21 protein-coding genes are annotated in these 26,992 nt (G+C 49.2%); 7 read left to right on the top strand and 14 right to left on the bottom strand.

All coding sequences use genetic code 11. The annotated features are described in order from the left end of the window. Positions 1–5: 5 nt before the first annotated feature. The 3 genes from ACN6MW_RS22505 to ACN6MW_RS22495 all read right to left on the bottom strand — a co-directional run bounded on the left by ACN6MW_RS22505 (position 6) and on the right by ACN6MW_RS22495 (position 3,584). Positions 6–1,700 carry an ABC transporter substrate-binding protein gene (locus tag ACN6MW_RS22505; RefSeq protein WP_419872148.1) on the bottom strand — a complete coding sequence of 565 codons (1,695 nt, stop codon included), beginning with the start codon at positions 1,698–1,700 and terminating at the stop codon, positions 6–8. 127 nt (positions 1,701–1,827) lie between these two features. Then, on the bottom strand, positions 1,828–2,706 hold the full coding sequence (locus tag ACN6MW_RS22500) for a carbohydrate ABC transporter permease (protein WP_419872147.1): 879 nt from the start codon (positions 2,704–2,706) through the stop codon (positions 1,828–1,830). Positions 2,707–2,729: 23 nt separating this feature from the next. Further along, a complete protein-coding gene (locus ACN6MW_RS22495; protein ID WP_419876421.1) occupies positions 2,730–3,584 on the bottom strand; it encodes an ABC transporter permease in 855 nt (284 codons plus the stop codon). 268 nt (positions 3,585–3,852) lie between these two features. Between ACN6MW_RS22495 and ACN6MW_RS22490 the strand changes: the two genes are divergently transcribed. Beyond that, positions 3,853–5,586, top strand: a complete 1,734-nt coding sequence (locus tag ACN6MW_RS22490) for a sensor histidine kinase (protein ID WP_419872146.1) — start codon at positions 3,853–3,855, stop codon at positions 5,584–5,586. A gap of 24 nt (positions 5,587–5,610) precedes the next feature. Continuing rightward, on the top strand, positions 5,611–7,224 hold the full coding sequence (locus ACN6MW_RS22485; protein WP_419872145.1) for a response regulator: 1,614 nt from the start codon (positions 5,611–5,613) through the stop codon (positions 7,222–7,224). On the opposite strand, the gene ACN6MW_RS22480 is transcribed toward ACN6MW_RS22485, so the two are convergent. Further along, positions 7,221–8,258, bottom strand: coding sequence for an MBL fold metallo-hydrolase (locus tag ACN6MW_RS22480; protein WP_419872144.1), 1,038 nt, complete (start codon positions 8,256–8,258; stop codon positions 7,221–7,223). The genes ACN6MW_RS22485 and ACN6MW_RS22480 overlap by 4 nt on opposite strands. Positions 8,259–8,260: 2 nt before the next feature. Beyond that, complete coding sequence (locus ACN6MW_RS22475; protein ID WP_419872143.1) at positions 8,261–9,007, bottom strand: class I SAM-dependent methyltransferase; 747 nt, start codon at positions 9,005–9,007, stop codon at positions 8,261–8,263. Positions 9,008–9,196: 189 nt separating this feature from the next. Here ACN6MW_RS22475 and ACN6MW_RS22470 point away from each other — a divergent pair, with 189 nt between their 5' ends. Genes ACN6MW_RS22470 through ACN6MW_RS22460 form a run of 3 tightly spaced genes read left to right on the top strand, consistent with a single transcriptional unit; the run spans position 9,197 to position 12,713 of the window. Continuing rightward, positions 9,197–10,528, top strand: coding sequence for a spore germination protein (locus ACN6MW_RS22470; RefSeq protein WP_419872142.1), 1,332 nt, complete (start codon positions 9,197–9,199; stop codon positions 10,526–10,528). Beyond that, complete coding sequence (locus ACN6MW_RS22465; RefSeq protein ID WP_419872141.1) at positions 10,525–11,625, top strand: GerAB/ArcD/ProY family transporter; 1,101 nt, start codon at positions 10,525–10,527, stop codon at positions 11,623–11,625. The genes ACN6MW_RS22470 and ACN6MW_RS22465 overlap by 4 nt, the downstream gene beginning before the upstream one ends. Further along, a complete protein-coding gene (locus ACN6MW_RS22460; RefSeq protein WP_419872140.1) occupies positions 11,622–12,713 on the top strand; it encodes a Ger(x)C family spore germination protein in 1,092 nt (363 codons plus the stop codon). The genes ACN6MW_RS22465 and ACN6MW_RS22460 overlap by 4 nt, the downstream gene beginning before the upstream one ends. A gap of 71 nt (positions 12,714–12,784) precedes the next feature. On the opposite strand, the gene fni is transcribed toward ACN6MW_RS22460, so the two are convergent. Both fni and ACN6MW_RS22450 read right to left on the bottom strand, forming a co-directional pair. Next, on the bottom strand, positions 12,785–13,840 hold the full coding sequence (fni, locus tag ACN6MW_RS22455; RefSeq protein ID WP_364143388.1) for a type 2 isopentenyl-diphosphate Delta-isomerase: 1,056 nt from the start codon (positions 13,838–13,840) through the stop codon (positions 12,785–12,787). Between the two features lie 275 nt (positions 13,841–14,115). Continuing rightward, positions 14,116–15,609 (bottom strand): phytoene desaturase family protein, encoded by a 1,494-nt coding sequence (locus ACN6MW_RS22450; protein WP_419872139.1) that lies wholly within the window; start codon positions 15,607–15,609, stop codon positions 14,116–14,118. Positions 15,610–15,947: 338 nt separating this feature from the next. On the opposite strand from ACN6MW_RS22450, the gene nagB reads away from it, so the two are divergent. Both nagB and nagA read left to right on the top strand, forming a co-directional pair. After that, complete coding sequence (nagB, locus tag ACN6MW_RS22445; RefSeq protein WP_419872138.1) at positions 15,948–16,673, top strand: glucosamine-6-phosphate deaminase; 726 nt, start codon at positions 15,948–15,950, stop codon at positions 16,671–16,673. Next, entirely contained in the window at positions 16,674–17,861 is a 1,188-nt protein-coding gene (gene nagA, locus ACN6MW_RS22440; protein ID WP_419872137.1) for an N-acetylglucosamine-6-phosphate deacetylase, read from the top strand. 240 nt (positions 17,862–18,101) lie between these two features. Here the strand turns inward: nagA and ACN6MW_RS22435 are convergent, their stop codons facing one another. From ACN6MW_RS22435 to citZ, 7 genes are all read right to left on the bottom strand, one after another. Beyond that, positions 18,102–18,884: a DeoR/GlpR family DNA-binding transcription regulator gene (locus tag ACN6MW_RS22435; protein ID WP_419872136.1), complete on the bottom strand. Its 783-nt coding sequence runs from the start codon at positions 18,882–18,884 to the stop codon at positions 18,102–18,104. Positions 18,885–18,886: 2 nt separating this feature from the next. Further along, on the bottom strand, positions 18,887–19,843 hold the full coding sequence (locus ACN6MW_RS22430) for a sugar kinase (RefSeq protein ID WP_364143400.1): 957 nt from the start codon (positions 19,841–19,843) through the stop codon (positions 18,887–18,889). A 40-nt stretch (positions 19,844–19,883) separates the two neighbouring features. Next, on the bottom strand, positions 19,884–20,312 hold the full coding sequence (locus ACN6MW_RS22425) for a hypothetical protein (protein ID WP_419872135.1): 429 nt from the start codon (positions 20,310–20,312) through the stop codon (positions 19,884–19,886). 216 nt (positions 20,313–20,528) lie between these two features. Further along, positions 20,529–22,682, bottom strand: coding sequence for a DNA helicase RecQ (gene recQ / locus ACN6MW_RS22420; RefSeq protein ID WP_419872134.1), 2,154 nt, complete (start codon positions 22,680–22,682; stop codon positions 20,529–20,531). 123 nt (positions 22,683–22,805) lie between these two features. Further along, positions 22,806–23,747 carry a malate dehydrogenase gene (gene mdh, locus ACN6MW_RS22415; RefSeq protein WP_364143408.1) on the bottom strand — a complete coding sequence of 314 codons (942 nt, stop codon included), beginning with the start codon at positions 23,745–23,747 and terminating at the stop codon, positions 22,806–22,808. 649 nt (positions 23,748–24,396) lie between these two features. Continuing rightward, entirely contained in the window at positions 24,397–25,692 is a 1,296-nt protein-coding gene (icd, locus tag ACN6MW_RS22410) for an NADP-dependent isocitrate dehydrogenase (RefSeq protein WP_364143411.1), read from the bottom strand. A gap of 168 nt (positions 25,693–25,860) precedes the next feature. Further along, on the bottom strand, positions 25,861–26,973 hold the full coding sequence (gene citZ, locus ACN6MW_RS22405) for a citrate synthase (protein ID WP_364143414.1): 1,113 nt from the start codon (positions 26,971–26,973) through the stop codon (positions 25,861–25,863). Between the last annotated feature and the right edge of the window lie 19 nt (positions 26,974–26,992).

Raw genomic sequence — 26,992 nt, 5'->3', positions numbered from 1 at the left:
TTACATTATTTCACGCTATTATACCAATCGTTGACTTCCTTCGTAATTTGCTCGCCGCCTGATTTTTTCCAGTTTTCTACCATCGTATCGAACGAATCTACAGGCTGCTGACCGTATATGATTTTGTTGAATGTTTCGTTTAGCAGCTTGTTAAGAAGCTCGTTTTTACTTTGCATCGTTTCAGTCAATGGACCCATATAATAGTTTTTCATGCGAATCGAGTTTTGGTCCATAACAACCTTCATTGCGTCCGTGTTTTCTTTAAGTCGCGTGTTAAATTCTTGTTTCTCGTAAGGAGTAACCGGCTCTGCGCCGCCAGCAAGCTTAACATGTGTTTCTGCATATAATGTCGGGATACGAGCACCTTCATAAGTAAGGGTGTAATATAACGGCGGTGCTGTTTGATCCTTCAAGCCCGGAAATAGATCCGGATATTTCGCGATATCTGCTGTGATCGAGCCATCAGGAAGTGTCGCGTAATCATACCCTTCTGCGAAGCCCTTCTCAAACTCGCTGCCCGGCTGCGGGTTCGCCGTATTATCGAAGAACCAGTTATAGTAATGCACAATCGCTTCTGGATTTTTTGCGTTTTTGTTTATGAAAACATAACCGTTAGTTGGCGGGTTGCCGCCTGCGGAACCGATTTTGCTGTCAGGACCGCTTGGAATCGGATAAGCTTTGTATTTTGCCGTAGGAACATTGTTCAGAAGATCTGGGAACGGCCATGCTGGAAGCCAGTTCGGTCCAAATGTAATGCCCGCTTCGCCTTTGGTAAACAGCTCGGCACCCGTTGTTTCGTCAAGCAACGCAGAGTCCTGCGAAATGTAGCCTTTGTCCAGCCATTCCTTCAATTTGGACAGTGCAGCTTTGGCTGCCGGATTGATGGAGCCATGCTCTAGCGTTCCGTCTGCCGTCAAATTCCATTGGTTTGGCATTGTGCCGTGAGCGCCAAATACAAATCCGATATCTGTCATCCAGTTCGAGAATCCGTTTTTGAAGCCGGTCGCAAGGCCGAGTGTATTCGCTTTTCCGTCGTCGTCCGGGTCATTCTTAACAAATGCCTCCATTACGGTTTCCATTTCTGCAAGCGTTGTTGGAGCCTTAAGGTTAAGCTTGGCCAGCCAATCCTCACGAATCCACATCACTTTGTCTCCATTGTAAGCGTAATCTAGAATCGGCAATGCCATTTTGTCCTCGCCCCGGCTGATCGGCAGCCAAATGGTCGGATCAAGTTCCAAGCCCGCTTTGTAAGTATCATTCGCATATTTGTCGACTAAATCGCCTACCGGCATAAATTGTCCGGAGTCGATCAGCATGTTTACCGTTTCCAAGTCGCCGCGGAATGAAACGATATCAGGCATTTCTTCGCCCGAGGATATCATTAGGCGCAGCTTCGTTTTGTAAGCGTCATTCGTGTCCGTTACGACCCAGTTGTATTTGATTTCGATACCAAGTCTCTCTTTGATAACACGAGTATGAACGTTATCTTCAATCGTTTCGCCTTCTTTAAAGATCGACGTGTAGTTCAGTCCCCATACGGTCGATAACGTAACCGGTGTTGTATACTTGCCGTCCACAAATTCAGCTGCATTGCCCTCTTCCGTTTGAGCAGGTTCATTGCCTGGATTGTTATTTCCTGAACATGCTGCAATCGCGATCATAAATGATAGTACCAATAAGACCGATAGCCACTTCTTCATGCCTTTACCCCCGTAATTTATATTTTGTTATTCTTTGCGATATATAATATATTGCTTGCAAACAATATACCGCTCGCTTTGTGGCGCCGATAGACCACAATTTTGTTATTGATGCCTTTTTCTTGCGCTATTCCTTTACGGCTCCCAAGATGATGCCTTTTACGAAATAACGCTGTAAAAACGGGTATACAAGCAGGATCGGCAGCGTGCCTATAAAGATTTGCGCGGACTTCACCGTGCGCTGCGAGATATGCTTCAGCTCATTGACATCCGGATTTATTTTATTGAAATCCTGCTGCACGATAATGGTTTGCAAAAAGGTCGATAATGGATATTTTCTGTAATCCGTAATATAAAGCAAGCCATCGAACCATGAATTCCAATGCGTAACCATCGTAAATAAGGATATGGTGGCAAGTGCCGGCATGGATATCGGCAAGAAAATGCTCCAAAGCGTCCGGAACTGGCCTGCCCCGTCGATTAATGAGGCTTCCTCCAGCTCCTTGGGCACTGCCCGGAAGAAGTTCATGAGCAATACCATATTAAAGACGTTAATCGCACCTGGAAGAACGAGCGCCCAGATCGAGTTCATTAAATCCAAATTGCGAATGAGCATGTACGAAGGAACAATACCACCGCTGAAGAGCATCGTAAAGAGGAAATACCAAGTATAGAAGGAACGGCTCTTAAATATCCGTCCATCCTTGGACAACGCATAGCCTGCCAAAATCATAAGCAACATGCCAACGATCGTACCGAGTGCGGTCCGTTCAAGCCCAACGAGCAGCGCATTATGAAAATTATCGTTATTCAGCGTTTTGGCATAGGCATCAAAGTTGAAACCGACCGGCCAGAGCTTAACCAGATTCGCGTTAGCCGGCGAGCTTGCGCTCAAGCTCACCGCAAGGATATGGACGAGCGGGATGATGCAGGATACGCAAATGATAGCAAGCAATACATAATTGAAAATCGAAAATACCTTATAGCCTGATGTTTTGTGGTACATGCTCTCTCACCTTCCTCCGTTCTCTAGAAAATTCTGTAACCCGCGTACTTGTATGCCATCCGGTACGAGAACACGATCATAACCAAGCCGATAACGGATTTGAACAATCCGACCGCCGTACCGAAGCTGTATTGCCCATTCAAGATCGCCGTTCGGTACACGAACGTATCGATGATATCGCCTTTATCGTAAACGAGCGCATTGTAGAGGTTAAAGATTTGATCGAAGCCGCCGTTCAAAATATTGCCGAGCGACAGCGTGCCTACAACGACCGCAATCGGAATCATCGCTGGAACGGTAATGTGCATAGTCTGCTTCCAGCGCGTCGCCCCGTCTACTTCCGCCGCTTCGTAAAGGGAAGGATTCACGCCCGACAAAGCGGCTAGAAACACGATCGTATTGAAACCGAAGTTTTGCCAAATGTCACTGACGACGACCGTGAAGCGGAACCAATTGCCTTCGCCAAGCCAGAATACCGACTCCATGCCGAGTCCGTTCAGCAGTTGATTGACGATGCCTTTGCTGCCGAGCATGTCCGTAAGGATCGCGCCTAGAATCACCCATGAGATAAAATGCGGCAGATAGACGAGCGTTTGGACAACCCGCTTGAACAGCATTTTACGGACCTCATTCAATAAAATCGCGAACGTAAACGGCACCACGAGGCCGAATACGATTTTGAGGCCTGAAATGATTAACGTGTTCAAAATAACCTGCTTGCTGTCCGGATATTCGAACATGAAACGAAAATGCTCCAGTCCGACCAGCTTGGAATGAAAGATACCGTCATATGGCTTGAAATCCTGAAAGGCCATGATCAGCCCGCTCATAGGCACGTAAGCAAATATAAAAGTAATGATCGCTGCCGGAAGCAGCATGAGATGCAAGGGCCAAGTGCGGCTAAATATTTCTCTCGCTCTTTTTTCCTTCTTTTGCTCTGGTCCCTTTTCTTGCTGCAGCGGTTTGTTTAGCGCACTTTCCACTGTTCTGCCCCTTTCCAAACAAAATTTGATTTGTGTTTTATCATCTCTCCTGTATGATTAATTTTATCAGCAGTCTCTCCTGTTCTATAGACCACGATCTTTGGAAGCATGCCACTTTGTAGACTTATGTACCGTTATTTTCACAAAAAGAGAGGGCCCCAGCATGCGTTTACGCGAAAACACTTTTACCAAAATCATTAGCTTACTCATCCTTTTACTCATTCCGATCATCCTTTTGTATACGCTTTCTATAAGGACAAGCATCGGCGTCATTAAAGAAGAAATGAAATCGTTGAAACAGAAGGATATTACGTTTCTCGCAAGCGAAATCGATAAAAGCGTTACGACGCTGTCTACGCTTGGCTTTTTGCTGAGCGAAGATATCCATATTCAGCAGCTGCAAAACCTGCATCTTATTGAAAACGCATACCTGCGCAATGACGAGAAGCTGCGCATTCTCGAGCGGCTGCGGCTGCTTAACGTTGCCCAGCGCTGGGATACGCAGTACAGCATTACGGCGCCTGCCAGCCGGCAGCTCGTATCCACCAATACCTATCTTTCCTATGATCTGGAGTCGATTAAGAAAATATTTACGCCGAACTGGAAATACGAGGAAATGACGATTCAAAGCATGAAACAAAACCGCTTCGTACGCCATATCGTCAAGCCAAAGAGGCTGGAGACCGATCTGGATAAAGCGGGGATCATCGTGGAAATCTCCTTCCCGGAGGAGCATTTAATCAAGGATTTGGATACGTTCAAGCTCGCGGGAAAAGGAGATCCCTTCCTTGTTCATTCCGATGGACGCATGATTAAGAATCGTACGGCCGATAAGGAAATGACCGAATACATCAAGGTACTCCTTGAAAAAGCGACCGTCCAGGAAGCGTCCAATCAAATCGTCACGATTAACGGCAACGATTTTCTCGTTACCTCCGCCCATGTGAAAACACTGGACTGGTATTTAGTTGATTACGTTCCGCTCGCGGATATTTTGAAGCCCATCGTAAAAAGCCAAAATCTATTTTACGGCTCCGTAGGTTTGCTGCTTATTATGAGTTTACTCGCCGGTTATTTGCTGTACCGGAACGTTCAGCGGCCGATCGGCTTACTGATCCGAAGCGTCAAGCGTCTTCAAGAGGGCAATTATTCTACCCGGATAAACGCGAATCCGAAAAATGAATTTACCTACTTGTTTCAGCGGTTTAATGATATGGCCGCCAATACCGAGCAGCTCATTCAGAAGGTTTATGTCGAGGAGCTGCGCCGGCGCGAAGCCAATGTAAAGCAGCTGCAATCCCAAATCAATCCGCATTTTTTATACAATTGCTTTGCGCTCATCCGCAGTCTGGCTAGGCTTGATAAGAAAGAATCGGTTATGAAGCTGGCCATGCATCTCTCGACTTATTACCGTTATACGACGAGGGTCGAGAAGCTTACGGCTTCCTTGAAGGAGGAGCTGCAGCTGGTCGAAAGCTATTTGGAGATCCAGCAGTTCCATATCCAGCATCTTTCTTACCGTATCCAAGTGCCCGAGTCCATACTGGAGACCGAGCTGCCGCGGCTGCTGCTTCAGCCTATCGTAGAAAATGCGGTGCTGCATGGAATCGAAAGGTTTGACGGGGACGGTCTCATTACCATTTCCGGCGAAAGCGATGACCGTTACCATACGATTATCGTGGAGGATAACGGCATCGGAATGACCGAGGAAACACTTCGCAAGCTGGAGAAAAAGATTATGAATCCGCCTGATGATACGAGCGGCTGCGCGCTTTGGAATATTAGGCAGCGCATGCTCTTCCAATTCGGCCAGGAAGCCTCCATCACCTTCCGCATACGCGAAGAGGGCGGCGTAGCCGTATACCTGTCTTGGCCGCACGAAAACTATTCCGTCTAGATAGAACTATAGGAGCTGTTGACCATGTACCAATTATTAATCGTTGACGATCAACCGGATCTGGTAGAGGATTTAGCCTGCAATTTGCCTTGGCAAACCGTCGGTATCGATTCCGTATATCAAGCCCATTCCGGAGCCGGAGCCCTGGAAATTATGAACGCGACGCCCATCGATATCGTCATCACGGATATTCATATGCCCGGCCTCTCCGGGCTCGATCTAATCGAACAGATACGGGCAGCATGGAGCAATGTGAAATGTATATTGTTATCGGGCTACAATGATTTTGAATATGCCAAAAAAGCGCTGCAGCATCAAGCAAACGACTATTTGCTAAAGCCCGCCGAGGATGAAGAGCTGCTGCAAGCGGTTAAGAAGGCCGTGCTGCAGCTAGAGGAGCACTGGAAGGCGATCAGCTCGTATCAGAGCGCGCTAACCTCCCTGAAAGATAATTTACCTATTTTGCGGAACCATCTGCTGCTCTCGCTTCTTCAAGGCCAAGCCTACGGAGAAGAGACGCTGGCAGAGAAGCTCGAGATGCTGGACCTTTCCTTTAAGCTGCATTCTCCGTATTGCTTGATGCTGCTCCGGATGGAAGACTATTTTTACGAGCAAACCGACCGTGACAGCTCTTTGCTTGAGTATGCGGTTTGCAATATCGCGGAAGAGATCTTCTCTGATGAATATAAGCTTTGGCATACGAAGGACGAGCACGGGTATTTTGTTTTTGCTATCATGAGCAAAACGGACAACCGTCCGGATCAATCCTCGCTGCTTCATTTGATCGAGCAAAAAGCGGCGCAGCTTCAGCACTATGTGCAGCTTTACTTAAAGGGGACCATCTCGCTTGTGCTTACGAAACAGGATTCCTTCCCGAATGAAATGCGCGAAACCTACGATTTCTCGCTCATTAACTTTAGGCAGCGCATCGGCAGTGAACGAGGTTTCTTATTGACGCTGACAGAGGAGCCACAGCATGGAGAGGCCAATTCCCTCTCTCATTTGTATAATCCGCCGCTGCTGATTCATTTGCTGGAGGCCGGTCAATGGGAGACGATTGATGAGAAGCTGAAGCTGGTTTTCGAGGAGCTGGAGCAAAAATGGGGCGAATCGCATGAGCATATTTTGGAAACGTATTTTATGGTCGTCAGCTCCCTAAGCTTCTCGATCCACAAAAACAAGCTTTGGATGGCCGATATCATGGGGGCGGAATTCAACCAGCTGCTGAGCGGTCCCCACTTTCATACGATAAAGCAGCTTCAAACGTGGACGGCTTCGGTGCTCGAGGCCTATAGAAGCCATATGAGCAGCAGAGTTCAGCACTCCCGCTCCAGCACCGTCCAGAAGGTGCAAGAATACGTATCCAGCCATCTGGAGGAAGCATCGCTGCAGACGATTGCCTCTCACGTCTTCTTGAATCCTTCCTACTTGTCGAAAATTTACAAGTTGGAAACGGGCGAGGGCATAAGCGAATACATTTCCAGATTGAAAATGGAAACCGCCGCGCATATGCTCCGCACCACTTCGGAAAAAATTTACGAAATAGCCGCCAAGGTCGGCTATTTGAAAACGAGCTATTTTATCAAAGTATTCAAAGACCGCTATGGTATTACGCCGCAGGAATTCCGTGACAGTTAGCCTTTGACGGCGGAAAAATAACAGATGCCCGCATGATCAGACGATGCAATACGAGCCTTTCGTTCCAGATAAACCAAGTGCGCAAGCGTCTCCGACATCGCAAATCTTAACTGGTGGGCATTGCCGTTCAAACGGCTTCCGAATAAAGCCTCGCACATGCCATAGGCGGTGCGGGGCTCTTCTGCGAGCATCGCCGCCATTTTGTCGAGTCGGCGGGCATGATGCTGCTGAAGCTCCGTAATTCTTTCATTAAAGCCTGCAAAGGGATCGCGATGCCCCGGAAAGGCGAGTGTAACCTCGAACTTATTGAGCGCATCCAGGCTATGGAGAAATTGCTCGAGCGGGTCGCCGTCTTCACCGGGTACGATACTTACATTTGGCGTAATATGCGGCAGCACCTGATCACCGCAAAGCATCCATTTGCGTTCCCGCTGATAGAAGCACAGCTGTCCGGTAGCATGGCCGGGCGCATCGATTAAGAGCCAGCTTAATCCCCCCATCCGAAATGGCTCACCCGCTTCGAAATAGGTGACCGCAGGCTGAGGAGATACCATGTCCACAAACGTCTCCAAATTTTCCGCAATTGCCTCTCTTTCTTCGATCGGCATGCCATGCTTCTCATACAGCGCCTGCAGCTGCCAAGAGAAATCGCTTCCGTCTCCCCAAAGCCTAACCGCATAAGCATGCGCCTTGCGGGTCATATAGACCTCTGCTCCGCTTTTCTCCTGCGCATATCCCGCGAGTCCGTAATGATCCGGATGCTGGTGCGTCAGAACGATCCTTCTAATGTTACTCCACTGCAAGCCCTGCCGCTTCATGACGGCATCCCATACCTTGATTGCGTTGTCCGTTCTTAGTCCCGGATCAACTAGCGTATAGCCTTCAACTTCCGGAATCAGATAGCTGTTTACCCATTTCAACGAGAAAGGCACGGGGACCTTGACTTGAAGCCAGCCCTCCTGCAAGGCTGTGAGATACAAAGAAGCATCCGCTTCTATTTCCGGCATATGTATTTCTTTCCTTTGATCAGCCATCTTTATATCGCCCTTCCCGCCATGATCATGCGTGGAGATTTTGAAGCTTCGTAGGGAGACGCGTCGTAATTGCCATACAGCTGCTCCAAAGACAGCCCGCAGTCAGCAAGCCGCGATTCAAACCATTCCAGCTTGTACAATTTCACCCTTTCCAAATACTCCCTTGGCGCTTCTTTGCTCTGCGGATGGAAAACGGTAATTTCCTTCTGCACCCAGCCGTCTGCAATAGACCGAAGCTCTTGGATCACTAGCCCGGTATCTTCATCCCTTCGTTCCGATCGGGGCACTAGGGTTTGTTCCACATAAACCGGATTTAGGAAATCGATAAGAAACGAACCGTCCGGCCGCAATACTCTGCGAATATTCCGAAGCACTTTTACATTGTCGTCTTCATTCGAGAAATAGCCGAACGAGGTAAAAAAATTGACGGTCGCATCGAAGGCGCACGCTTCAAAAGGCAGCTCGCGCATATCGCCGAGTTCCCATTTCACGGCACCCTGCAGGTCATGGCGGCGGGCTTCCTCCAGTAAGCTTGGCGATAAATCGATGCCGGTTACCGAATAGCCGAAGCTTGAGAGTGCTAACGCATGACGCCCCATCCCGCACCCGATGTCGAGCACCCGCGCTTCTTCGGAGAGTTGCAGCAAGGAGATCATTTGGTAAACCTCTTTCGCGGCGTTTTCCCAGTCGCGATGTTTATAGACCAGCATATAGTCGGAGCCGAAGCTCTGTTCGTACCATGGTTTCATTTTCGTGCTCTCCTTCATTAACAACCTAAGCCAAAAAAATCAATTCGATTGCTTCATTGTACTTGAATTCCGACCGCCTCGCAAAACAGTTTCCACCAGGCATAATTTTTGGGGTTTGACACAAACTATGGAAGCTTATCCAATATGTCCATTGTACGATTCGCAAATGTAAGAAAGGGGGAAACCGGAATGAATGAGCGTATCCGCTTGTTATTTGCAGAAGCCGTCGATATTAAATTGGAAATCTTGCATAACAGCGAAATGACGATCGAAGTCGCCTATATCGCACCACTATGCGAAGAAAATAAAATAAACGATTTCATTATCGTCCCGTTTACGAAAGATTTCTACCCCTTTGAGAGCCAGCTGAAAACGAATCCTGAATATCGCGTAGTCGATGATGTCGCCAAATGGCAGGAGCTAATGCTAAGAGGCAATGTGCTGATTGAATCAAATGAAATCATTTACTCCTTCGATGCCTCTCGCATCATAAGCATTGAGAATCCGCAAACGCAGGTAGAGAGCGCCATTCAGGGGCCTCAGCTTGCTTTAAGCGAAGATCTAAACATTTCTCTTAACCTGATTCGCAGCATGTATCCCTCTCCGGACCTATCTGTTGAAGAGCATACCATCGGTTCATTATCCAAAACGCCTGTATTCGCTTTGTTTGATCAGCGCCGCGTCGACCCTACCGTGCTCGATAACGTCCGTTCGAAATTATTGACGATCAATGTTGAAATGCTGCATGCCGCCGGCGAGCTCGAGAAGCTGTTAATCGGTAAACGCAAGCATTTGTTTCCTACGGTCTTGATTACGGAACGTCCTGACCGAATTACCAAAGCGATTTCCCAAGGCAAAATTATCGTTCTCTTGAAAGGGAATATGTTTGCTATTATTTTGCCTGCAACCTTCTTCGATTTCATGCATGCGGTAGAGGATGATTACGATGCTTATTGGATGACACGTTTTCTGATCTTTCTAAGGTATACATCCATCTTGCTTACGATTACCCTGCCTGCACTCTATATTTCGGTCGTCTCCTACAATCCGGAGCTGTTCCGCGTGCAGCTCGCCTTCTCGATTGCCGGAAGCCGTTCCGCTGTTCCTTACCCGTCGTTCATCGAAGTGTTTATCATGCTCTTCATGATCGAGACGCTTATCGAAGCCAGTATCCGCCTGCCGCGATACATCGGTTCCACAGCAACAACCGTAGGGGGTCTTATCCTCGGACAAGCTGCCCAGCAAGCAGGACTGGTGAGCAGCATTATGATTATCGTTACTTCGGTGGTGGCGATATCGAATTTTGTTATCCCTGTAAATTCGCTTTCCTTTGCCGTCCGTTTTTTGAAATATCCGCTAATTGGCATTTCGATTTTCTTCGGTATTTCCGGTGTCGCCGTTGGCATGTTTATTTATATCACCTATCTTTGCAATCTTCGAAGCTTTGGTAAACCGTATATGCGTATTTTTGGAAAATTAAGGCCGTTGGAAGGCGATGTAGGGCAGGTGAAAATCAAGTGAACCGTTATGTTTTCTATAACTTCATCCTCGTCAGCTTCATAAATCTGATGCTGTACGTTCCGCATATATTAATACAATACCGTTATACGGGTGCAGTATCGTCCATGCTTATCGGCATCGTTATAGGGACGATACTCGTCTACTTGTATACAAGCGCGATGGCCCGTTTTCCCGGCAAGGGTCTGCCTGAAATTTTAAAGCTCTATTGTCCGAAGTGGCTTGTATTTATCAACATGATTTTTTTTGGAATTATGTGGTGGTTCGCGACAACGATTGTTGTGGTTGCCTATGCCGTGCTCATCAATCGTTTCTTTAATCCCGATGCGAACTCGATCATCATCTTATTGATGCTTATCCTTGCCTGCGGTTATGCAGCCACACGCTCAACGCTAACGGTTATGTTCGTCGTAGAGATCGGCCTGATCGTCAATGCTCCGGTCATTTTATTTGTATTGTTTAAAGCGACGCGAAGCACGCAGCTCAATTGGGATGCCATTCATGTCGTGGCCAATTATGTAACCGCGATGCCTACGCTAACCTGCATTGCGGCAGCATCCTTTGTTTTCACGGGTTATATCAATCTCTCGGTATTCAATCGGCTGTTCCCGCCGAACTTTCGTTTCAAATTCCGTTTTATATACCCGTTTTTTGGGGCGGTGATTATGCTGATTACGTTTTTTGTTCCCATCGGTTTTCATGGGACAGAGGGCGTTAACCAATACATATACATCTGGAGCCTGACCGCAGACTCTCTGCTCATGCAGTACGGGTTTATTGAACGCGTATTGTTTCTTTTTCTAATCGTTTATTTGAATTTAACACTCGTTTATACGATGTCCGGATGGCATCAGGCGATGGAGTTTATCAAGAGCTGTTTTCCCGGCAGCAAGCCGGAAATCGACAGCCCAAAAACACCGGTATCCAACTATGTCATTGTCGGCATTTTCGCGTCGCTGACGATGATCTACCTCATCATGACCAATGAGAAAATGAACATGTATATTACTACCTATTGGCTTATTTTTCGGATGTTCGTTGAGTTATACATTGTCATATGGGTTTTTGTGTTAAGCAGGAGGAGGTCGAAAGCCGCATGAGACTCATTATCCGAATCTCTCTGACGATCACGGCCATTTGCATGCTGGGCGGGTGCGGCTTCAAGGATATCGATAAGCGATTCTTTGTCGTTGCATTAGGGATAGACTTGTCGGATAACGAGAAAAAACCTTATCGTCTCACGCTCCAGCTTGCCGTGCCTTCGCCTAAGATCGAGCCGGGCGCATCCAAAGTGCAAATTGAAACGATTGATACCGCAAGCGTTGCGGAGGGTGTCCGCATGCTGAAGGCCTATGTCGACAAAGAGCTTGATTTCGGGCATTGCAAGGTTTTTTTAATCGGCGAGAAGCTGGCGCGCCAAGACTATCAAAATTTACTGCAATGGTTGTCAAGAAGAAGAGATATTCAAAGCGTAGCCGATATCGCGATTGGCAAGCCTGATGCCGAGACTCTGCTTCAGGTTATGCCCGTCTCTGAGCGTTACCCAGGCAATACGCTGTTTCTAAGCTTTGGGGCAGATGGTACAGAATCGTCCTATACCTATGTGGAATCCGTGTCCGACTTTGCAAGGCGAGCTTCAGAACAGGGACTTGATCCCTTGATGCCCGTTATTCAGAAGGACAGCAAGGAGAGCTACATCATCAATCGAACGGCTCTACTCAATAAAAAAAGAGTGAAGCTCGTTTTATCCCCTTCGGAATCCCAGCTGTACAACCAGCTTGCCAAGGATTTCAAAAAATCCTCCATGCATGGCATGTTCGAAGGAATGGATCTCGTCGTCGCGATTACTGAATTGCATTCTAAATTTCAAATTGGCAAGGTTGACGGAGAAGATACGGTTACAATGCATGTTAAAATGAAGGTTGTATTCGAGGAAGCCCCGAGAGGGCTGTACGAGACAAACTGGGCTTCCATTGAACGAGATTTAAATCGGGAATATGCAAAAACCTGCGTTGCCCTGCTAAAGAAAATCCAGAAGGCCAAAGTTGACCCAATCGGTTTTGGACTGCGTTACCGCGCTACCCATCCGGGAAATGGCGCTTGGAAGCAGTGGCAGGCTATTTATCCCGTAATCAAATTTAAAGTCCTTGCCGACATCAAAATTGAAGGTACCGGGCTTATCAAATAAACCGCGCAGCAAAAAAGAGGTGCAGCAGCAGATTTATTGCTTCTGATACACCTCTTTTTTCTTTGCCGGCTCTATTTAAGCAGCAGCCGATTCGTTTGTCTCAGTTCACTTACGGAGCCCGCTCCAATGCCGAACATCGCTGTGCGCAGCTCGAATTCAATACGTTCGAATTGCTGCAGCAATTGCTCCTGCGATATGGCACTGTTCCCTCCCGCTGCCTGCGGAAGCAGAACACGCCCAAAGCCGGCCAGATTCGCGCCGAGCGCAATGGCTTTCGCAGCATCGACGCCCGTACGCAAGCCGCCGCTCGCAATAATATTCGCTTGCGGAAGCCGCTCCCGAATCTCTACTACGCTCTCTGCAGTCGGTATTCCCCAATCGGCGAATGATTCGGCTGCCTGCCGCCGCATTTCGTCACTGGATCGGAATTTCTCAACTTGGCTCCAAGAGGTGCCGCCTGCGCCAGCCGCATCGATAAAGGACACGCCAACGCCGGCAAGCGCTGCTGCCGTATCCGCATCGATCCCCCAGCCAACCTCTTTTACGCCAACCGGTACGTTTAAGACCTTGCAAACTTGTTCGATCGCGGAAAGCAGATGACGGAAATCCGTATCTCCCTCCGGCTGGAACACTTCCTGCATGCTGTTCAAATGCAGCACGAGCGCATCCGCTTCCGCAATTTCTACCGCTCTGCGGCAGGATTCCGTCCCGAAGCCGTAATTAAATTGCACCGCTCCTATATTGGCAATGACCGGAACGGTCGGTGCATCTCTGCGGATGGAGAAAGAGCCGGCAAGCTCTTCATTTTCTATGGCAGCACGCATCGAGCCCAGACCTATCGCCCAGCCACGCTCTTCCGCAACAACGGCCAAGCGGCGGTTAATGGCGCCCGCCTCGTCCGTCCCGCCCGTCATGGAGCTCACCAGCAGCGGCGCGCCAAGCTTTTTGCCAAACCACTCGGTATCCAGTCTAACCTCGCTAAAAGAAAGCTCAGGCAGCGCATTATGCTTAAAGCGATACCGCTCCAACCCCGTTTCGATGCCCACGCTGTTCACCTGCTCCTGCAGGCAAATCCGTATATGCTCCCCCTTGCGCTTCGCTGTTGCTGCTTGTTGATCCACTGACATGCTCGTACCTCCCAAGCCTAAACGGGCAGCGCCTTCCCTGGCGACGCAGACCGCGTTTCGCTCCTCTATCATGTTATATCTTATCCGGTTTGATATGCTCCCCAACTGTAAGCTTGCTTGTTCCAAGAAACCGATACCAAATCCGGCAAAATGACTATGTTCTAGCATAGCATAATTTTTTGTTTCTCGCTTCCAGCTTCATGACTTTGACAAATATCAAGCGTTAATAAACATAAAAACACGAGTTGCCCCTTCTTCGGCAGTGTAATCTTCGATCAAGCCCGCTCCTCTAGCAAATGGTTCACGAGCATTTTTGCTCCCTGCATCACGAGCGGCACGCCGCTGCCCGGATGCATAGAAGCGCCTACGCTGTATAATCCTTTTATGTTATAAGGCGCATACTGCGGACGAAACGCACCCGACTGCGACCAAGTCGGCGCAATCCCGAAGCTCCCCCCTCTATACCAGCCTTCGCCCATGCCATCTTGAGGCGTTCTTATCTTTTTCCATACGATAGCATCCCTTAAGCCAGGGAATAATTTCTCTTCTGCGTCCGCGAGCACCCGGTCTGCCAGCAGGCTGCTTTCCTTTTTCCAATCATAAGAAGAGTGAAGATCGACCGGTATCGGCGCCGGAATTAGAAAATAAAGCACCGTTTCCCCCGGAGGAGCAGCTTCATCGTCAATTTCACAAGGATTAAACAGGTAATAAGCGGGCAATGGCTCCGATTCTCCAGGGAGCTTTTGCTTCGCTGCGATAACGCGGAGACTATCCTTCAAGGATTCCGGCATGACAAATTGATGCGTCGTTCTTTCAGCTCCTTTTTCCCAACGCTTATTCACGCCGGCATACACGAGCACGCAGCCGGAGGATGGAACAAATTCACGCTGCTTGATCGGTTCAGCTTCTCCTTGCAGCATTCCTGCCAAGTGCGGAAAATCCCCGTTATAAATGATATTCTCATACGTATGCCTTGTACCGTCCGCCAGCAGCAAACCTTTTACTTCGCCATTTGCAGTTACGATTTGCCTTACCGCGCCCTGAGCGCCCGTGTAAACCTTAATATTTTCGCGGTATAGCGCTCGCTCCAGCACAGCCGCAAAGCTTGCAAAGCCGCCTTTCATATACCAGATGCCGAAGGCATGCTCCGCATAGGGAATAAATGTATACAAGGAAGGAGAACCTGACGGTATTCCGCCGGCATACAGTGCCTGCAAGGAAAACGCGTCGATCACTCTCTTGTCTCCAAAATAACTTTCTGCTATCTGCCGTATGCTCAAAAAAACGCGCAGTTTCGCGAAAAGCTTCATATTCCGCCAAGAGAGGCACGTATGACGCTGCAGGAACGTTTTCTCTAGAAAATGCTCTTTCGCTTCTTGGAAGAGCGGCTCCATATCCCGCATATAGCGGCGGAAGGCGCTGCTGTCCTTGGCTGAGAGCGAGTTCAGTTCCTCCGACATGCGGTCCGTATCGGTCCATTTGGTTAAGCGCGAGCCGTCGGAAAAATGAATCCGATACAGCGGATCACAGCGAATAAGCTCATATTCATCATCGCTGATGCCTGCTTCCCTAGCTATGGAGCGAAGCATTTCCGGCAGTAGTACGATGGTTGGTCCGCGGTCGATCCGATAGCGCTGATCCTGCTCGAATGCCAGTCTTCCCCCCAAGCGTTCCTGCCGTTCAAATAAAGTGACCTTTGCTCCTGCTCTTGCCAGCAAAAGCGCACTGACCATTCCGCCGATGCCGCCGCCTATGATTGCTGCTTCCATGCCGCTGCCTCCTTGCGCTGTACTCGTTTTGCCGGCTCGCGGGCGGACGACGAACGTCCATCCAGCTCAGGCAGCAGCTTATTCCTGTTCAAAGAGCTTCACCCCATGTATGCAAAATTGTACATCATTTACCGGTCGATGTTAAATTGTGTAAATTGAAAGTCAAACCCATCCTTGAATGAACTTATCTTTTATCCTATTAGCGATGGAGCAAGAATTTGTCCAATGTAAAAATGATTTTTACAATCATTTAATTGATTTTTATAATCATTTTATATTGTTATTCCGTCGAAACTCATATAAACTAAAGCTAACGAATCCATCAAGGAGGCCTACACATGGAAATGCTCATGTTTGATACGCAGCAGGAACTGGACGCTTATGCCGCACAGCTATTTATAAATACAGTCAAAGAAAAACCAAACGCGGTGCTTGGCCTTGCCACGGGATCGACACCCATTGGAATTTATGACAAAATGGTAGAGTCGTACAAGGAAAATAAAGTTAGCTTTAAAGAGGTTACGACCTTTAATCTGGATGAATACGTCGGCATCACGCCTGAAAATGACCAAAGCTATGCTTATTATATGAACAAGCATTTGTTTTCACATATCGATATCCCTGCTGCGCAAACGCATCTGCCTAACGGAATGGCTCCCGACATGGAAGGAGAATCCGCTCGGTACGATGCCATGCTGGAATCACAGCCCGTCGATATCCAGCTGCTTGGTCTCGGCCACAACGGCCATATCGGCTTTAATGAGCCGGATGTCAATTTATCCGGCGGCACTCACGCGGTAAAGCTAAAAAAAGAAACGCGCGAGGCGAATGCTCGGTTTTTCGCTTCGATGGATGAAGTGCCAGAATACGCCATTACGATGGGCGTCGGGTCGATTTTGAAAGCAAACACCATCGTATTGGCCGTCCGCGGCTCTGACAAGGCGGAGATTGTAAAGGAAGCTTTGACGGGACCGATTACCACTAGCGTGCCTGCTTCGCTGCTTCAAACACATGCCCGCGTTATCGTTCTGCTTGATCGCGAGGCTGGAAGGATGTTAGTTTAAATGACTGTAAACTCTTCAAACTGGATTATTCGAAATATCAATATTGTCTTGGAAGACCGGGTCGCAACCGGCAGCGTTATCGTCCAAAACGGTAAAATAGCGCAAATTATTTCTGGCGAGGCTAACGACTCCGCTGCTGCAGAGGAGCTTCCCTTTATTGACGGTCAAGGCGGCTTTCTGTTTCCCGGCTTTATTGATGTTCATGTGCACGGCGGCTACGGATCTGATTTTATGGATGCCTCCCAAGAAAGCTATCATACGATTACGAAATTCCATGCCTCGCAGGGCACGACAGGAATGCTGGCTACCACGATGACGGCCTCTAAGGAAGCGATTGAAGCCGTGCTTCATGCCGTTTCCGAGTACCGAAGCAATGACATGCCGTATGCAATTTTGCTCGGCGTGCATTTGGAAGGGCCTTTCATCAGCGAGAAATGGCCCGGCGCCCAAAATCCGGCTTATATTAAAACGCCTCAGCTGGAATGGATGCAGAAGTGGCATACGAAATGGCCAGAGCTCATTCGCCAGCTTACGCTTGCACCCGAGAAAAGCGGCTCGATCGAGACGATAGCTTGGCTGGCGGAGCAAGGCATCAACACTGCTTGCGGGCACACTGATGCGGTTTACGAGGAAGTCATTGCCGCTGCCGATGCGGGTTTAACACAGGCTGTTCATACGTATAACGCGATGCGGGGGCTGCATCACCGCGAGCCGGGTACCCTCGGCGCGGTGCTGACCGATGACCGTATTGCCGCGGAGCTTATTGCGGACGGCATCCATGTTCATCCTGCTGCGATCCGGCTGGTGCTTGCCGCGAAGCCCTTGGACAAAGTCATTCTCATCACAGACGCAATGGCTGCTGCCGGCATGCCCGATGGCGAGTACAGCCTAGGCGGCTTAGCCGTTGTCGTAAAAGAAGGCGAAGCACGCTTACGCGAAGGAAATGCCTTGGCGGGCAGTTGTTTAACGATGATCGGCGCGATTCGGTACATGCATGAGCACACAAACTTGCCACTTGAGCAGCTTAGCCGGTTGGCAAGCGGCAACGCAGCGAAGCAGCTTGGCATTAGCGACCGCACAGGGTCCATCGCATGCGGCAAGCATGCCGATCTGGTATGGACCGATGCGCAGCTACAAGTCAAACAAACATGGGTTCAAGGCCGTTCTGTTTTTGAAGCCAGCCTATAGGAAATAATCCATAATCGAAAGCTCGGAAGCTATTCTAAGCCTCCCGTGCTTTCTTTTTATTTTGCGGATAGATGGTCACGCAACATATCATTTTCGTAAATGGCGATACGAATGAGGTTGTAGGCACGATTAATAAAATGTAATGATCCGCATGGGCAGGCGTAATCATTGATATAGAAAAAAGACGGCATCTCCCGACTAAGGGAAATACCATCTTTATTAGTAAAAGCAAGGAAGTGGTCAGCCCGTTACATATACCGAGATCCCCTGCTGCTTCATCACTTCCGCCAGCTCCTCGGTAAGCGGGAGATCTGTAATAACACCGCGCAGCTCGGCAAGGGTAGCAATGGAGAATAACGAAGCGCGATCTGTTTTGGTATGATCGAAAACGGCGTAGGCCGCTTGCGAACGCTTAATTAGTGCTTTAGCAATTTGCGCTTCTTGCTCCGAATATGTCGTAATGCCGCTTGCGGCAGAAATACCGTCAACGCCGATAAACATTTTGCCGATATGCAAATGGGCTACCATGCCCTCGCCAAGCGGGCCGCATAGCTCGAAGCTGTTGTGCCGCATAATGCCACCGGTTACGACGACTTGAATATCGCTTCCCGCGAGCTCCATGGCGATATTAACCGCATTCGTTACGACCGTTATGCCCTTCCGGGACTTTAATGTCTTGGCGATGAGAAAATTGGTCGTGCCTCCCGACAAGCCGATCACGTCGCCTTCCACGATCAAAGAAGCTGCAAGCTCGGCTACACGTTCCTTCTCCAGAATCGATAGGCCTTCCTTCTCCGCAAACGGCAAATCCCTTACCGAGTTCATGCCATCGTACATCGCTCCGCCGATCGTGCGGATAACGGGATATTCGGCTTCCATCTGCTCCAAATCCCGGCGGGCCGTTGCTTCCGAACAGCCAAAGCGTTCAACCATTTCAGGAATCGTAACTCTTCCCTGCTGTTTTAATAGCTGCAGAACAGCCTCGCGGCGGCGCTGCCCCTTGTTTCCTATTGCATCAGCCATTTTCAGCGCTCCACCCAGGCTTTGGCGGACATCCGCTGCTCAACGACGCTCCACTCCGGCAAAGCTTCCCAGTCACCGCGCATCTGCACGACTAATGAACCGTTAATGCTGGCAAGGCGTACCGCCTCCACGGGAGATAAGCCTTTCATGATGCCTGCCAAAAAGCCCGCGCAAAAGCCGTCTCCCGCACCGACCGTATCCACGACCTGCTCGGCGGGGTAAAACGGCAAGCTCTCCTCTTGCCCGTTGTTCAGTACGACTGTTGTATCGCCTCTGCCTTTAATAATAGACACAGCTTTCAGCTGCGTCAGCTGACCTTTGATATGTTCATAGTCATCCGTATCATACAAGAGCTTAAGCTCGTCCCAGCCAGGCAAAAAGTAATCCGCGTCTGCGGCAAACGGCAAAAGAATCTCCCTCGCCTGCTCAATCGGCCACAGCTTCAGACGCAGGTTGGGATCAAAGCTGACGAGAACGCCAGCTTCCTTCGCGATATCAACCGCGCGGCGCAGTGTCTTCCGGCAATCCTCGCTCAGCGCAGCCGTGATACCGGTTACATGAAGCAGCTTAGCGCCCCGAATATAATTCTCGTCCAAGTCCTCAGGCAGCATCCGACTTGCCGCCGAATGCTTTCTGAAATAATGGACAGCCAATCTGCCCGCCACATGCTCGCGGAACATCATGCCCGTTGGCGCTTCTGTGCTGAGCTGCGCGCGCGATACGTCAACGCCTTCACCGCGCAGCGTCTTCAAAATAATCTTGCCGAACGGGTCATCGCCCAGCGCGCCGAACCAGCCCACGGAGGTACCTAGACGTGCAAGTCCAATTGCGACATTGCTTTCCGCTCCGCCGAAGCTTTGTTCAAGCGTCGCGGCACGTTCAATCGACTTATGCTCCTGCGGCATAAATAGAGCCATGGATTCGCCAAACGTTACAATTTGCGGTGATGATTCATGCACGTTAAAATCCCCCTACAACGTTTTATAATCAAAAAACAAATTAAACATCACCCATTGGAAACATCATGAAGTAAATGATCGCAATATACAGCACCAACACGATGATGCTCAAGACACGAGCTTTGCCGATGTGCGCAGTTGCGCTTTTGCCATCTTGAATAGATGCCACGACCAGCTTAAGCGGCTTCGAAATAATTCCGCCCAGCGCGGCTATGCCGAGGAAAAGCAGGATGACAATCACCATCCAAGCTACGCTGTAATCGGCTTGCGACATCAAATAGCCGCCCGTTAGCAGCTGTAGAATTAGAAAATACTGAGCGATGCGATTCGCCGAAAGCAAACCTTCCGCCAGACCTCCTTGTCCAAGGCCGGCCAGCTTAGAGGCTCTGCCGATCATGATAGGCAGCACGATATAAAACCCCATGCCAACTGCACCTAATACATGCAAAAACAACATTGCATTATCCATTTTTTTACTCCTCCTGTTTTGGTAAAGCGTAATCAACGATCCACTCCTGCCAAAATTGTGTATATCGATTAGTTTATCAGAAACGAGATTTTTTTCAAATAACTACGCTCCCAATCCGGGCTTTTATACATGGGAAAGCGCAACTAAATCTGAATCGTTCCCGAAATTTTCACACCTTGGCGCAAAGGACTTCAATAATCTAGATGAACTCCCTTTTTATCCTTTGAAGCCGTACTTGCTCATGACCCCATGGATTGCAAAATAAGTAACTTCCTCGGGCAAAGCATCTTTGATCGGCCGCAGCTTCTCCGTGCCTTGCTCGCCTATGGCATCTACGATCAATTGCTCGTATTCCGCTGGGATAATCCGGCTCCAGTCCACGTCCTCGCCTTCATCCGCACAACGAATAATATGGCCTTCTACCGTCACTTTGCTTAAACCGCGTTCTTTTGCAATCTCATCCGGTTCCTGTCCCGCCGTAAAAAGCGCAAGCGTCGCCAAATGGCTCGGCTGCTCATCGCCGTCCGAACTTTTATTAAATGCCGAAGCTTCCCGCGGGACGTTCGAAATTTTCGCGGCCGTCTTCCCTTCGCCTTCAAAAGATCGTATGATTGCGAGCAATTCCTCACCGTATTTCTCCGCCTTTGCCGCGCCAATTCCCTTCACGCTTAACAGCTGGTCAACCGATTGCGGCTGCGCATTGGCAATTTCCCGAAGCGTAGCGTCGAAGAAAAGCATAAATGGCGGCACTCCTTCCGCCGCTGCTTTTTCTTTGCGCCACTGCTTTAGCGCATCGAACAAAGGAGAGGCGCTCGCGCTGTCGCCAGATGCGGCTTGCCTTACGGTAGCCCTTACTCTCTGCATGATCGATTCGCGGCCTTCCAGCACCGGAAGCGCGTTTGCGGTTAAAGAAACGACCGGGTATTGCCCGTCGCTCAGCTTTAAATAACCTTCTGATACGAGCCAATAAAGCCAATCCGCGATTTCTTTCTCGGGCAAATGACGCATCAAGCCGTAAGTCGATAACCGGTCCAGCCCAAACTCCAGCAGACGCTTGTCTCTCGATCCCTTCAGGACTTTAGCGGCCATCGTTACCCCGAAGCGGCCTTTCATCCGGCCAACGCATGAGAGTGCCATCTTCGCTTCCTCTGTCCGATTGACAGGCTCGCTCTTGTCAAGGCAGCTGCTGCATTTGCCGCAAGCTTCAACGCCTGTTTCGCCAAAATAATCGACGATAAATTGCTGCAAGCAACGCTGGGTACGGCTGAAATTCATCATCGTATTCAGCTTGGAGAGTTGTATAGACTTTCGGTCCGAATCTCCAGTGCCCTGTTCGATCAGAAAGCGCTGCACCTGCATGTCAGCAGGCTCGAACAAAAGAATGCATTCACTCTCCTCGCCGTCGCGGCCCGCGCGGCCCGCTTCTTGATAGTAGGATTCGATGTCGCTGGTCATTTGCCAATGCAGCACGTACCGAACATTGGGCTTATCGATTCCCATGCCGAACGCATTCGTGGCAACCATGACGCGGATGTCATCAAACCGGAATTTCTCCTGCGTATCGGCCCGTTCCGCATCGGATAAGCCTCCATGGTATTTGCCGGCTTGAATGCCGCGGCGCGACAGCTGCTCATAAACATTCTCTACTTCTTTGCGGGTTGCCGCATAGATGATGCCGGATTGTTCCTTGCGTCCAGCCACATAGCTCTCAAGAAACTTCTTCTTTTCCACGCCCGTAACCACGGATAACGACAGATTGGGTCTGGCAAACCCGGTTACAAATACGCTCGGGTCACGAAGCTTCAGCATGTCTGAAATGTCTGCCGCAACCTCGGTCGTTGCCGTAGCCGTAAACGCAGCTACAAGCGGCCGGTCCTTCATCCGTGCAATCCAGCCTGCAAGCTGGCGGTAGCTTGGCCTAAAATCATGTCCCCACTGCGAGACGCAGTGCGCCTCATCGATCGCGATTAGCGGAATGGAAAGCTGCTCCGACAACGATTGGAACATCGGCGCGTCAAGTCGCTCCGGTGCGACGTATAACAGCTTATATTCGCCCTGCATGGCCTTTCGCATGACATCGCGATATTCCGCAGCTCCCAATGAGCTGTTAAGAAATGCTGCGGACACGCCTACCCGCCGCAAGGCATCCACCTGATCCTTCATTAACGAAATAAGCGGCGATATCACAAGTGACGTACCCGGCATCAGCATCGATGGAATTTGATAGCAAATCGATTTCCCTCCGCCGGTTGGCAGAATGGCTAACGTGTCGCGCCCTTGCAAAATCCCCGAAATAATATCCTCTTGTCCTTTGCGGAAGGAATCATAACCGTATACCCGTTTCAATGCTTCTCTCGCTTGTTCGATCAACCTGAACCCTCCTTCTAAACCATGACTTTTTCGCTTTGAAAAATAAACAAGAGGACCCTGGCAGCATTCTGTCAGGGTCCTCCCAAACGCATTCATTTATTTTATCTGCGCGCAGCAAGTTATTTAGCCAGTTACGACTTGGATAACATTGCGAACGGATTGCGCTGACTTATCAAGCGCCGCTTTTTCCTCAGCAGTCAAATCAAGCTCAAGCACTTTCTCGATGCCATCGCCGCCAATGATTGTCGGAACGCCCATGAACAGATTATCATAACCGTATTCGCCTTCAAGCAAAGCGATTACCGGAATAATGCGTTTTTTGTCTTTAAGAATGGCTTCCGTCATTTGCACAAGGGAAGCTGCAGGCGCATAGTATGCACTGCCGTTGCCAAGCAAATTAACGATTTCGCCGCCGCCGACGCGTGCGCGTTGTACGATAGCTTCAATACGATCCGCTGGAATCAGTTTTTCGATTGGTATACCGCCAACGTTCGAGTAACGGACGAGTGGAACCATATCATCGCCGTGTCCGCCTAGCACGAAGCCGCGAACATCTTCAACGGATACATTCAGCTCTTGCGCAATAAATGTGCAGTAGCGTGCCGTATCAAGTACGCCGGATTGGCCGATTACGCGGTTTTTAGGAAATCCGAGCGTTTGGAATGCCGCATAAGTCATCGCATCAACCGGGTTGCTTAGGATGATAACGTAAGCGTTAGGGCTTGTAGCTTTGATGTTTTCGCAAACCGATTTCACGATGCCTGCGTTTGTGTTGACAAGATCATCGCGGCTCATGCCTGGTTTGCGAGCGATACCCGCTGTAATGATAACAACATCAGAATCCTTCGCGTCATCGTAGTTAGACGTACCGATAATGTTAGCGTCTACGCCTAGTACCGGAGTAGCTTCAAGCATATCAAGCGCCTTACCCTTAGTCGGGTTCTCAAGTTGTGCGATATCGACAAGAACAACATCGCCTAGTTCTTTTTGAGCCAGCATTAGTGCAGTTGTAGCGCCTGTGAAGCCAGCTCCTACGACTGTGATTTTTTTACGAGTTATAGCCATCTTGTGTAAATCCTCCCATCATTATTTTAAAGGGGAGACCCCTTTGACCCCCATTTTTCATTTGGAATCCTTAAGTGCTTTTCGAACCCACCTAAATCCTCCCTTCCAAGGGAGGACCCCGAGGCGCTGCGCCCTCTGGACACCTGCCAATTGGACGAACGTGGGAGTTTGACAGGCGCGTCTTTGCTATTGTTGAGCATGGCTCGCTTTCGTCCCTGCGGGACACGCTTTACGCTTCTGGGAGGGAATTGTCCCTTGCGGGACGCCATTCCCCAGAGCCAGAGAGGGAATTGTCCCTTGCGGGACACCATTCCCCAGAGCCAGAGAGGGGATTGTCCCTTGCGGGACGCCATTCCCCAAAGCCAGAGAGGGAATTGTCCCTAACGGGACGCCATTCCCCAGAGCGAGTGAGGGAATTGTCCCTTACGGGACGCCATTCCTCAGAGCGAGTGAGGGAATTGTCCCTAACAGGACGCCATTCCCCACTTGCGATAGCAAGAATGGGAATGGTGCCCGGTGGGATGCCATTCCTAGAGAGAAGAACAGGAATGTGTCCCTTGCGGGAACTCATTCCTGGTTAGTTAGAAAAGATTAGGGATGCAATTGAAAAGATGTGGGGGGACTCCCCTTTAATAAGATAAGGAATGAACTACATGTTTTTGATGATTTCGTCTGCGAATGCGGAACATTTTACTTCTGTTGCGCCTTCCATCAAACGTGCGAAGTCGTATGTTACTGTTTTGTTGTGGATTGAAGCTTCCATACCTTTATAGATAAGGTCAGCCGCTTCCTGCCAGCCTAGGTGCTCAAGAAGCATTACGCCGGAAAGGATAACGGAACCCGGGTTTACTACGTCAAGGTCAGCGTATTTAGGAGCTGTACCGTGAGTTGCTTCGAAGATCGCATGTCCAGTCAAGTAGTTGATGTTCGCGCCTGGAGCGATACCGATACCGCCGACTTGAGCAGCAAGAGCATCAGACAGGTAGTCGCCGTTAAGGTTCAATGTTGCGATAACATCGAAATCTGTAGGACGAGTTAGAACTTGCTGCAAAGCGATGTCCGCGATTGCGTCTTTAACGATTAGCTTGCCAGCAGCTTCTGCTTCTTTTTGTGCTTTGTTAGCAGCGTCAGTGCCTTCTGCTTCTTTAATGCGGTCGTACTCGCCCCATGTGAAAGTTTCGTTAGCGAATTCTTGCTCAGCCACTTCGTAGCCCCAGTTTTTGAACGCGCCTTCCGTATATTTCATGATGTTGCCTTTGTGTACTAGCGTTACGGATTTTTTGCCGTGCTTGATCGCATACTCGATCGCTGCGCGAACAAGACGTTGTGAACCTTCTTTTGATACTGGCTTGATGCCGATACCGGAAGTTTCAGGGAAGCGGATTTTGTTTGCTCCCATTTCGTTTTGCAGGAACTCAATTACTTTTTTCACTTCTGCGGAACCTTCTTGGTACTCGATACCTGCGTAAATGTCCTCTGTATTTTCACGGAAGATAACCATGTCAACAAGCTCCGGACGTTTTACTGGGGATGGTACGCCTGTGAAGTAACGAACCGGACGCAAGCAAGTGTAAAGATCAAGCTCTTGGCGAAGAGCAACGTTCAAAGAACGGATACCGCCGCCGATAGGCGTTGTCAAAGGTCCTTTGATTGCTACGATATATTCGCGGATAGCTGTAAGCGTATCAGCTGGAAGCCACTCGCCGTACTCGTTGAATGCTTTTTCGCCGGCGAATACTTCGTACCAAGCGATTTTTTTCTCGCCGTTGTATGCTTTTTCTACCGCTGCATCAAGTGCGCGTTTCGAAGCCTTCCAAATGTCGCGGCCAGTGCCGTCGCCTTCGATGAAAGGGATAATCGGGTTGTTAGGAACTTGAAGAACACCGTTGTCAATTGTAATTTGCTCGCCTTCTGTTGGAAGCGCGAATTTTTCGAACTGTGGCATGAATGAAATCCTCCTTGGAATGGTACCTGCCTCTAAGGCAGATAAAAGTTAATATTATTTCATGTGGTAATATAATCTTTTATATGTATCGCCTATAAACGATTATATTTTGAATGAGAGGACGAACGGCCTGTTCGCTCTCTCGTTCAATTATATCATAATTTACGATTAGCGCTGCTCGATCGGAATGTACTTCGCATTAACCGGTCCAACGTAGTCTGCACGTGGACGAATCAAACGGTTATCTTGGTATTGCTCAAGGATATGAGCGCTCCAACCGGATACGCGGCTGATTGCGAATATTGGCGTGAACAGGTCGCGCGGAATTTCAAGCGTAGTGTATACGGAAGCGGAGTAGAAGTCAACATTTGGCTTCAAGCCCTTTTGTCCCGTTACAAGCTCTTCAATTTTAACAGACATTTCGTATAGCTCCATATTGCCAGTCAGCTTGCCAAGCTCGCGCGACATTTTTTGCAAATGTTTCGCGCGCGGATCGCCGTTTTTGTATACGCGGTGACCAAAGCCCATTATTTTATGTTTGTTTGCAAGCGCGTTGTTGATAAAGCTTTCAACGTTAGCTGCCGAACCGATTTCTTCCAGCATCACCATAACGGCTTCGTTTGCGCCGCCGTGAAGAGGACCCTTCAAGGCGCCGATTGCGGATGTTACGCCCGAATAGATGTCAGACAATGTCGCGACCGTAACGCGAGCCGCGAACGTCGAAGCGTTCAACTCGTGGTCAGCATGAAGAACGAGTGCTTGGTCAAGCGCCTTAACGGCAACTTCAGCTGGCTCGTTTCCAGTAAGCATATAGAGGAAGTTATAAGCGACTGAGACGCCTTGTTTAGGAGCTACCGGTTCTTGTCCTTGACGGATGCGGGCAAAAGCAGCAATAATCGTCGGCAGTTGTGCCTGCAACTTAATTGCTTTCAATTGGTTCGCTTCCGGGGACATATCGTTAGCGGAGCTATCATACAGCGCTAGGCTGGATACCGCTGTCCGAAGAGCAGCCATCGAATTTGTATCTTTAGGATATAGCTTAATTTGATCAATTACGCCTTGCGGAATAGCTGCATATTGATCCAACTGCTTTTGCAGTCCATCAAGTTCAGAACGAGTTGGTAATTTTCCGTACCAAAGCAGATATGCGACCTCTTCAAATGTAGCGTTTTCAGCGAGATCATCAATATCGATACCACGGTATGTCAGTACGCCATCAATAATCGAGCTGATGGAGGACGCCGCTGCGACTATGCCTTCTAATCCTTTAGTTGCTGTCATCGTTCTCTCTCCTTTAACT

The organism is Pristimantibacillus sp. PTI5 (assembly GCF_048572955.1).
In the GTDB taxonomy this organism is placed as follows: domain Bacteria; phylum Bacillota; class Bacilli; order Paenibacillales; family Paenibacillaceae; genus Pristimantibacillus.
Note: the sequence above shows the minus strand (reverse complement) of the source record. Positions and strands in the feature narration are given on the sequence as shown.

Coding starts and splice junctions, on each gene's coding strand:
- ACN6MW_RS22425 (WP_419872135.1), bottom strand. CDS start 20,312: ATGGATAATGCAATGTTGTTTTTGCATGTATTAGGTGCAGTTGGCATG.
- ACN6MW_RS22495 (WP_419876421.1), bottom strand. CDS start 3,584: ATGCTGCTTCCGGCAGCGATCATTACTTTTATATTTGCTTACGTGCCT.
- icd (WP_364143411.1), bottom strand. CDS start 25,692: ATGCCACAGTTCGAAAAATTCGCGCTTCCAACAGAAGGCGAGCAAATT.
- nagB (WP_419872138.1), top strand. CDS start 15,948: ATGGAAATGCTCATGTTTGATACGCAGCAGGAACTGGACGCTTATGCC.
- fni (WP_364143388.1), bottom strand. CDS start 13,840: ATGTCAGTGGATCAACAAGCAGCAACAGCGAAGCGCAAGGGGGAGCAT.
- ACN6MW_RS22460 (WP_419872140.1), top strand. CDS start 11,622: ATGAGACTCATTATCCGAATCTCTCTGACGATCACGGCCATTTGCATG.
- mdh (WP_364143408.1), bottom strand. CDS start 23,747: ATGGCTATAACTCGTAAAAAAATCACAGTCGTAGGAGCTGGCTTCACA.
- ACN6MW_RS22480 (WP_419872144.1), bottom strand. CDS start 8,258: ATGGCTGATCAAAGGAAAGAAATACATATGCCGGAAATAGAAGCGGAT.
- ACN6MW_RS22500 (WP_419872147.1), bottom strand. CDS start 2,706: ATGTACCACAAAACATCAGGCTATAAGGTATTTTCGATTTTCAATTAT.
- ACN6MW_RS22505 (WP_419872148.1), bottom strand. CDS start 1,700: ATGAAGAAGTGGCTATCGGTCTTATTGGTACTATCATTTATGATCGCG.
- ACN6MW_RS22470 (WP_419872142.1), top strand. CDS start 9,197: ATGAATGAGCGTATCCGCTTGTTATTTGCAGAAGCCGTCGATATTAAA.
- ACN6MW_RS22490 (WP_419872146.1), top strand. CDS start 3,853: ATGCGTTTACGCGAAAACACTTTTACCAAAATCATTAGCTTACTCATC.
- ACN6MW_RS22450 (WP_419872139.1), bottom strand. CDS start 15,609: ATGGAAGCAGCAATCATAGGCGGCGGCATCGGCGGAATGGTCAGTGCG.
- ACN6MW_RS22485 (WP_419872145.1), top strand. CDS start 5,611: ATGTACCAATTATTAATCGTTGACGATCAACCGGATCTGGTAGAGGAT.
- citZ (WP_364143414.1), bottom strand. CDS start 26,973: ATGACAGCAACTAAAGGATTAGAAGGCATAGTCGCAGCGGCGTCCTCC.
- ACN6MW_RS22475 (WP_419872143.1), bottom strand. CDS start 9,007: ATGAAACCATGGTACGAACAGAGCTTCGGCTCCGACTATATGCTGGTC.
- ACN6MW_RS22435 (WP_419872136.1), bottom strand. CDS start 18,884: ATGGCTGATGCAATAGGAAACAAGGGGCAGCGCCGCCGCGAGGCTGTT.
- nagA (WP_419872137.1), top strand. CDS start 16,674: ATGACTGTAAACTCTTCAAACTGGATTATTCGAAATATCAATATTGTC.